General features: G+C 68.4%; 6 protein-coding genes. 5 read left to right on the top strand and 1 reads right to left on the bottom strand.

The window, feature by feature from the left end:
* Positions 1–175 precede the first annotated feature (175 nt).
* The 5 genes from D1832_RS10425 (at position 176) to D1832_RS10410 (ending at position 4,839) form a co-directional block, all read left to right on the top strand.
* Positions 176–1,654 carry an amidase gene (locus D1832_RS10425; RefSeq protein WP_118913864.1) on the top strand — a complete coding sequence of 493 codons (1,479 nt, stop codon included), beginning with the start codon at positions 176–178 and terminating at the stop codon, positions 1,652–1,654.
* Positions 1,655–1,700: 46 nt separating this feature from the next.
* Positions 1,701–1,865: a hypothetical protein gene (locus D1832_RS15370; protein ID WP_156170145.1), complete on the top strand. Its 165-nt coding sequence runs from the start codon at positions 1,701–1,703 to the stop codon at positions 1,863–1,865.
* A 49-nt stretch (positions 1,866–1,914) separates the two neighbouring features.
* Positions 1,915–2,766, top strand: a complete 852-nt coding sequence (locus D1832_RS10420; RefSeq protein WP_370448538.1) for a CPBP family intramembrane glutamic endopeptidase — start codon at positions 1,915–1,917, stop codon at positions 2,764–2,766.
* An 81-nt stretch (positions 2,767–2,847) separates the two neighbouring features.
* Positions 2,848–4,326, top strand: a complete 1,479-nt coding sequence (locus D1832_RS10415; protein WP_118913860.1) for a long-chain-fatty-acid--CoA ligase — start codon at positions 2,848–2,850, stop codon at positions 4,324–4,326.
* 75 nt (positions 4,327–4,401) lie between these two features.
* Positions 4,402–4,839 carry a MarR family winged helix-turn-helix transcriptional regulator gene (locus D1832_RS10410; RefSeq protein ID WP_052946913.1) on the top strand — a complete coding sequence of 146 codons (438 nt, stop codon included), beginning with the start codon at positions 4,402–4,404 and terminating at the stop codon, positions 4,837–4,839.
* 80 nt (positions 4,840–4,919) lie between these two features.
* Here the strand turns inward: D1832_RS10410 and ppk2 are convergent, their stop codons facing one another.
* A complete protein-coding gene (ppk2, locus tag D1832_RS10405; RefSeq protein ID WP_118913858.1) occupies positions 4,920–5,945 on the bottom strand; it encodes a polyphosphate kinase 2 in 1,026 nt (341 codons plus the stop codon).
* Between the last annotated feature and the right edge of the window lie 106 nt (positions 5,946–6,051).

Here is a 6,051-nt window from a genome sequence, read left to right as displayed (position 1 = left end):
GGCGGGGGCGGGGGTGGGGCCCTCGTCGAGCCGGCGCTCGTCGAGTGGCTACGCAAAAGTAGGTTTCTTGATCAGAAGTGCCCGCTCAACGGGCCCGGACGCGCGAGACTGGGGTTCTTGGGCGGCCCACTCGGGCTACCGCGACCACCAGCCGACTCTGTGCAAGGGGACGACGATGACGACGCAGGCAGACACGAGCAAGACGACGGCGAAGCGCGTGCACGCGTTCGGTGACGACGCGCTCGGGACGCACGACGCCACGGGGCTGGCCGCCGCCATCGCGGCCGGCGAGGTGAGCGCGAGCGAAGCTGTCGAAGCCGCGTTGGCACGTGTCGAAAAGGTCGACGGCGTCCTCAACGCCCTCGAGTTCCTCGACGCGAAGCGGGCCCGTCAGCGCGCCGGCCGCATCGACTCCGGCCTGAGCGGCGGCGTTCACGACAAGCACGGCGCCGGTCTGCGCGGCGTGCCGAGCGCGTTCAAGGACAACATCGTTGTTGCGGGCGTGCCCATGACGCAGGGCTCACAGGCCATGCCGCGCGTGAGCAACCGCCGCAGCGGCAAGATCGCCACACAGATGCTCGCCACCGGCCTCGTGCCGATCGGCACCACGACGATGCCCCCCTTCGGCTGGACGGCGACGACGGAGCGTCCGGGCGACGACGTCACCCGCAACCCGTGGGACACGAGCCGCTCCTCGGGCGGTTCGTCCGGTGGCGCCGCGGCCCTCGTCGCGTCGGGTGCCCTGCCGATCGCGCACGGCAACGACGGTGGTGGCTCCATCCGCATTCCTGCCGCGGCCTGTGGCCTCGTCGGTCTCAAGCCGACGCGACGACGCCTCGTGCTCGGCGAAAGCGCGGCGTCCATGCCGGTCAAGATCGTCGCCGACTCGGTTCTCACCCGCACAGTGCGCGACACGGTGACCTTCTTCGAGGAGGCCGAGCGGGTGCGCCGCAACCGCAAGCTGCCCGCCATCGGCGTCAGCGCGAACCCCGAGCTGGAGCGTCCGCTGCGCGTGGGCGTCATGGTCGACAGCCCCTTCGCGCCGCCGTCGGACGCCGACACGCGCGCGGCCGTCGAGGGCGCCGCGAAGCTGCTCGGCGAGCTCGGTCACCACGTCGAGGAGTGGGAGCCGAACATCCCGGCGAGCTTCCAGGAGGACTTCCTCGACTACTGGGCCTTCCTCGCGTACAACACGGCAGCGGGCGGAAAGCGCCTGTTCCACAAGGATTTCGACGCGAGCAAGCTCGACCCGTTCACGCTCGGTCTTGCACGCCGCGGCAAGCGTCGCCTCGCGCACGCACCCGTCTTCCTCTCGCGCCTGCAGGCGAGCAGCAAGGTTTACGACCGACAGATGGCCAAGGGCCCGGACGTCGTCCTGTCGCCGGTGCTCGGGCACATCACGCCGGAGATCGGACACCTGGCGGGTGACCTCGACTTCGAGACGCACATGGAGCGCGTACTCAAGTACTGCTGCTTCACCCCGCTGCACAACGCGACGGGCGCCCCCGCCATCAGCCTCCCGCTCGGCGCGACGGCCGACGGCCTTCCCGTGGGCGTCATGGTGTCCGGGCGAGGCGGTGGCGAGAACACCCTGCTGCGTCTCGCGCTGCAGGTCGAGAAGGCACAGCCGTTCCGCCGCCTCGACACCGTCTGACCACTCACCGGCCCGCCCTGTCGGGGGCGCCTGCAAGGATGGCGCCATGAGCGACGACTTCGACAACGACCCGTACGACGAAGCGCCCGTCCACCAGCTCGACGAGGACGGCGACGTCGACTTCGACGAGGGCGTCGGCCCCGACGTCGACGGTGACGAGCTTCCCGACGACACGAGCCGCACCGCGAGCGATGAGTCCGACGGACGCTGACCCCGCGCGCCCCGATGGCACTCTCGACAGCGATCTCGAGAGTGCTGCTGTGACGACCCCCGACTCGCTCGCACAGACGAAGGGCCGGGGCGTTCGTTGGCCCGGGTCCGTGCTGGCCGTTCCACCGCTGCGTCCCCGTGCGGCGCTCACTCGACGTCAGGTGCTCACCGAGACCTGGCTCGTTCTCCTCGTGAGCCTCGGTGCAAGCGCCATCTGGTCGACCATCTCGCTGCTGCGCAAGGCGCTCGAGGCCCGCGCCGCCGGCACGTCGCTCAGCACGAAAACCTCGACGCTCAACGCGTCCCGCTCGTCGCTCGAGTGGCTCGACGCCCTCAGCCAGTTCATCGGCATTGCGCTCGCCCTCGTGCCGGCGGCGCTCGCCGCCCACCTCCTCGGGCGTTCGATGCGCAACCCGCTGGGGTTCATCGGCCTCGACGGCACGCGCAAAGGCCCCGACGCGGTGCTCGGCGCGCTGCTCGCCGCCGTCATCGGTTTGCCCGGCCTCGCGCTGTACCTCGGCGCCCGTGCTGCGGGCCTCAACACGACCGTCGTCGCGTCGGGCCTCTCCGATCACTGGTGGGTCGTGCCCGTCCTCGTCCTCGCGGCTGTGCAGAACGCGCTGCTCGAAGAGGTCGTCATGGTGGGCTACCTCTTCACGCGGTGGTCGCAGGCGGGGTGGGGGCGCACGAAGGTCATCGTGGTCAGTGCGCTCATCCGCGGTGGGTACCACCTCTACCAAGGCATCGGCGGGTTCGTCGGCAACGTCGTCATGGGCCTGATCTTCGGGTGGCTCTACACCCGCACGCGCCGTGTCATGCCGCTCGTCGTGGCCCACACGATCCTCGACATCGTCTCGTTCGTCGGGTACGCGCTGCTCAAGCCACACGTCTCCTGGCTCTGACCCGTTTCGCTCCGCGAACAGACGGTACGAACCTCTATTGATCATTGCTCAATACGGCGCGAAGTGACTAGGCTCACGTTCATGACGAACCTCGCTGACAACCTCGTGCGCACGGCGCAGAAGCTGCCCGACGGGGCCGCCATCAAGCTCGACGACTTCACCCTCACCTGGCACCAGCTCGATGACGCCACGCAGCGCGTCGTCACCTTCCTGCGCGACCACGGCATCGAGCCCGGTGACCGCGTCGCGCTGAGCCTGGCGAACGTCCCCGCCTTCCCCGTCATCGCCTACGGCGTGTGGCGTTCCGGTGCCGTCCTCGTGCCGATGAACCCGCTGTTCATGGCGCGCGAGGTCGAGTACTACCTCGAGGACGCGGGAGTGAAGCTCGTCTTCGGCATGGGCGGCGAATCGGCCAAGGGCGCGGCCAACAAGAACGTCGAGTACGTCGAGGTCGGTGCCGATCAGCTCCAGGGCGTCCTCGGTGCGCTCGAGCCGACGCCGGATGTCGTCGACCGCGCCGACGACGACACCGCCGTCATCCTCTACACCTCCGGCACGACCGGCCGCCCGAAGGGCGCCGAGCTCACGCACCGCTCGCTCGACATCAACCAGGAGGTCTCGGCTCGCACGCTCATGGCGATCACCTCCGACGACGTCATCATGGGCTGCCTGCCGCTGTTCCACGTCTTCGGCCTCACGTGCGGCCTCAACACCTCCGTCGCCACGGGCGCCACGCTCACGCTCATCCCGCGTTTCGACCCGAACAAGGCGCTCGACGTCGTCGGCCGCGACAAGGTGACGATCTTCCAGGGCGTGCCCACGATGTATCAGGCGATGCTCGCCGCGGCCGCGAACCGTGACGACTACGACATGTCGTCGCTGCGCACCTGCGCTTCGGGCGGTTCGGCGATGCCCGTCGAGGTGCTCAAGAAGTTCGAGCAGCGCTTCGAGGCGACGATCCTCGAGGGCTACGGCCTCAGCGAGACCTCGCCCGTGGCGTCGTTCAACCACCCGAACGCAGAGCGCAAGCCCGGTTCGATCGGTACGCCGATCGAAGGCGTCGAGATGATCGTCGCGGACAGCGACGGCAAGCCCGTTGCCCAGGGTGAGGTCGGCGAGATCGCCATTCGCGGCCACCTGCTCATGAAGGGCTACTGGAACCGCCCCGACGCCACGGCCGAGGCCATCCGCGACGGCTGGTTCTTCAGTGGCGACCTCGCCCACCAGGACGAGGACGGCTACTTCTTCATCGTCGACCGCGCCAAGGACATGATCATCCGCGGCGGGTACAACGTGTACCCGCGCGAGGTCGAGGAAGCGCTCTACGAGAACGAGGAGATCGCCGAGGTTGCGGTCGTCGGTGTGCCCGACGAGCACTACGGCGAGGAGATCGCTGCCTTCGTCGTGCGCACGCCGGGCTCGTCGCTCTCCGAGGACGACGTCAAGGAATTCGCGAAGGCCCGCGTCGCCGCCTACAAGTACCCGCGCACCGTCACGTTCATCGACGCGCTGCCGAAGGGCGCCACCGGCAAGATCCTCAAGCGCGAACTGCGCAGCTGACCCTCCACGCGAACGCCACCGTCGGACTCTCGAAGAGCCCTGCGGTGCGTTCGCGTGCGAACTATCATGGACGGCATGACCAGTTCGCGTGGCGACCATCTCCTCCTCATCGTGGCCCGACTCAACCGGTGGGCCACTCGCCGCGCCCAACTGCCTGCGCCGGCGGCCCAGCTGCGTCTGCTCTCCCTGATGAACGATCTCGGCCCGTCCCGCATCGGTGATCTGGCCGTTGCGGACAACTCCTCACAGCCGACGATGACGACGCAGGTGCAGCGCCTCGAGGCACTCGGCCTCGTCTCGCGCACCGCCGACACGCGTGACGCGCGCGCCACGCTCGTGTCGATGACGGAGGCGGGCCGCGAGGTGCTCATGGAAGCGCGCGCAGCGCGTGCGGAGGTCGTCGTCCCGCTGCTCGAGGGGTTCACCGAGGACGAGCTGGAAACCCTCGACGCGGCCCTCGACATCCTCGACCGTGGCCTCACGGCACAGCGCAACAGCAACGGACGGCGCTGACACCGTCACGCATCAAAGCACCACGACGCGGATCGCGCGGGCACGGAGCCCGCGGCCGATCCGCGTCGTGGCAGTGAGCGTCAGCTCTTGTCGCCCTGGGACGACGCCTCGTCGTCCGCAGCCTTGTCGGCAGCCGCCGCCGCCTTGGCCGCCTTCTCGGCGCTCACGGCAGCCTCGCGGGCAGCCTTCTCCGCCTTCTCACGCGCGGCCTTGGCCGACTTCGACTTCGGCGCCATACCGGGCTTCGGCTTCTTGCCGCCGTTCGACCGGTCGGGGTAGCCGTGCTGGAAGCCGCCCTCACCCTCGTCGAGGATCTGCTTGGCCGAACCGACGATGAGCGGGTCGGGCTCGTGGATGAAGTCCGTGTTCTTGCCCGGGTAGTCGAGCGAGTCGAGCACGTAGCGCATCACCTCGACACGGGCGCGCTTCTTGTCGTTGCTCTTGATGACGGTCCACGGAGCCCACTCGGTGTCGGTGTGCTCGAACATGGCCTCCTTCGCCTCGGTGTAGGCGTCCCACTTGTCGAGGGAGGCGAGGTCGGTGGGCGACAGCTTCCACTGGCGCACCGGGTCGGTGCGGCGCTTCTCGAAGCGCGTGAGCTGCTCGGCCTTGCCGACGGAGAACCACAGCTTGCGCAGGTGGATGCCGGAGCCGACGAGCATCCGCTCGAACTCGGGCGCGGTGCGCATGAACTCGTCGTACTGCTCGTCGGTGCAGTAGCCCATGACGCGCTCGACGCCGGCGCGGTTGTACCAGGAGCGGTCGAAGAAGACGATCTCGCCCTTGGTGGGCAGGTGGGAGACGTAGCGCTGGAAGTACCACTGACCGAGTTCTTCCTCGGTGGGCTTGTTGAGCGCGACGGTGCGTGCACCACGGGGGTTGAGGTGCTCGTTGAACCGCTTGATCGACCCACCCTTTCCGGCGGCGTCACGCCCCTCGAAGATGAGGACGACCTTCTCGCCCGATTCCTTGACCCAGGCCTGCATCTTGAGCAACTCGATCTGCATCTGTCGCTTGAGGTACTCGTACTCCGTGCGTGTCATCTTCACGTCGTACGGGTAGTTGTGCTGCCAGGTCTCGTCCTGCGTCTTGAACTTCTTTCCCATGTGACTATTGTCCGCCTTCGAGGCGCTTCCCGGAAGGGGTCGGGGGCATCGTTGGGACGTAGGTCCCCTTCCGTTCGCCTGCGCGTCGCGTTGGGGCCCATCGTGT

This window comes from Dermacoccus abyssi, assembly GCF_003515945.1.
GTDB lineage: Bacteria > Actinomycetota > Actinomycetes > Actinomycetales > Dermatophilaceae > Dermacoccus > Dermacoccus abyssi.
The sequence above is the reverse complement of the archived record's forward strand: the minus strand, read 5'-3'. Positions and strand labels throughout refer to the sequence as shown.

Bases quoted from the DNA above. Each gene is read 5' to 3' on its own strand.
- D1832_RS10425 (WP_118913864.1), top strand. From the start codon at position 176: ATGACGACGCAGGCAGACACGAGCAAGACGACGGCGAAGCGCGTGCAC.
- D1832_RS15370 (WP_156170145.1), top strand. From the start codon at position 1,701: ATGAGCGACGACTTCGACAACGACCCGTACGACGAAGCGCCCGTCCAC.
- D1832_RS10415 (WP_118913860.1), top strand. From the start codon at position 2,848: ATGACGAACCTCGCTGACAACCTCGTGCGCACGGCGCAGAAGCTGCCC.
- D1832_RS10410 (WP_052946913.1), top strand. From the start codon at position 4,402: ATGACCAGTTCGCGTGGCGACCATCTCCTCCTCATCGTGGCCCGACTC.
- ppk2 (WP_118913858.1), bottom strand. From the start codon at position 5,945: ATGGGAAAGAAGTTCAAGACGCAGGACGAGACCTGGCAGCACAACTAC.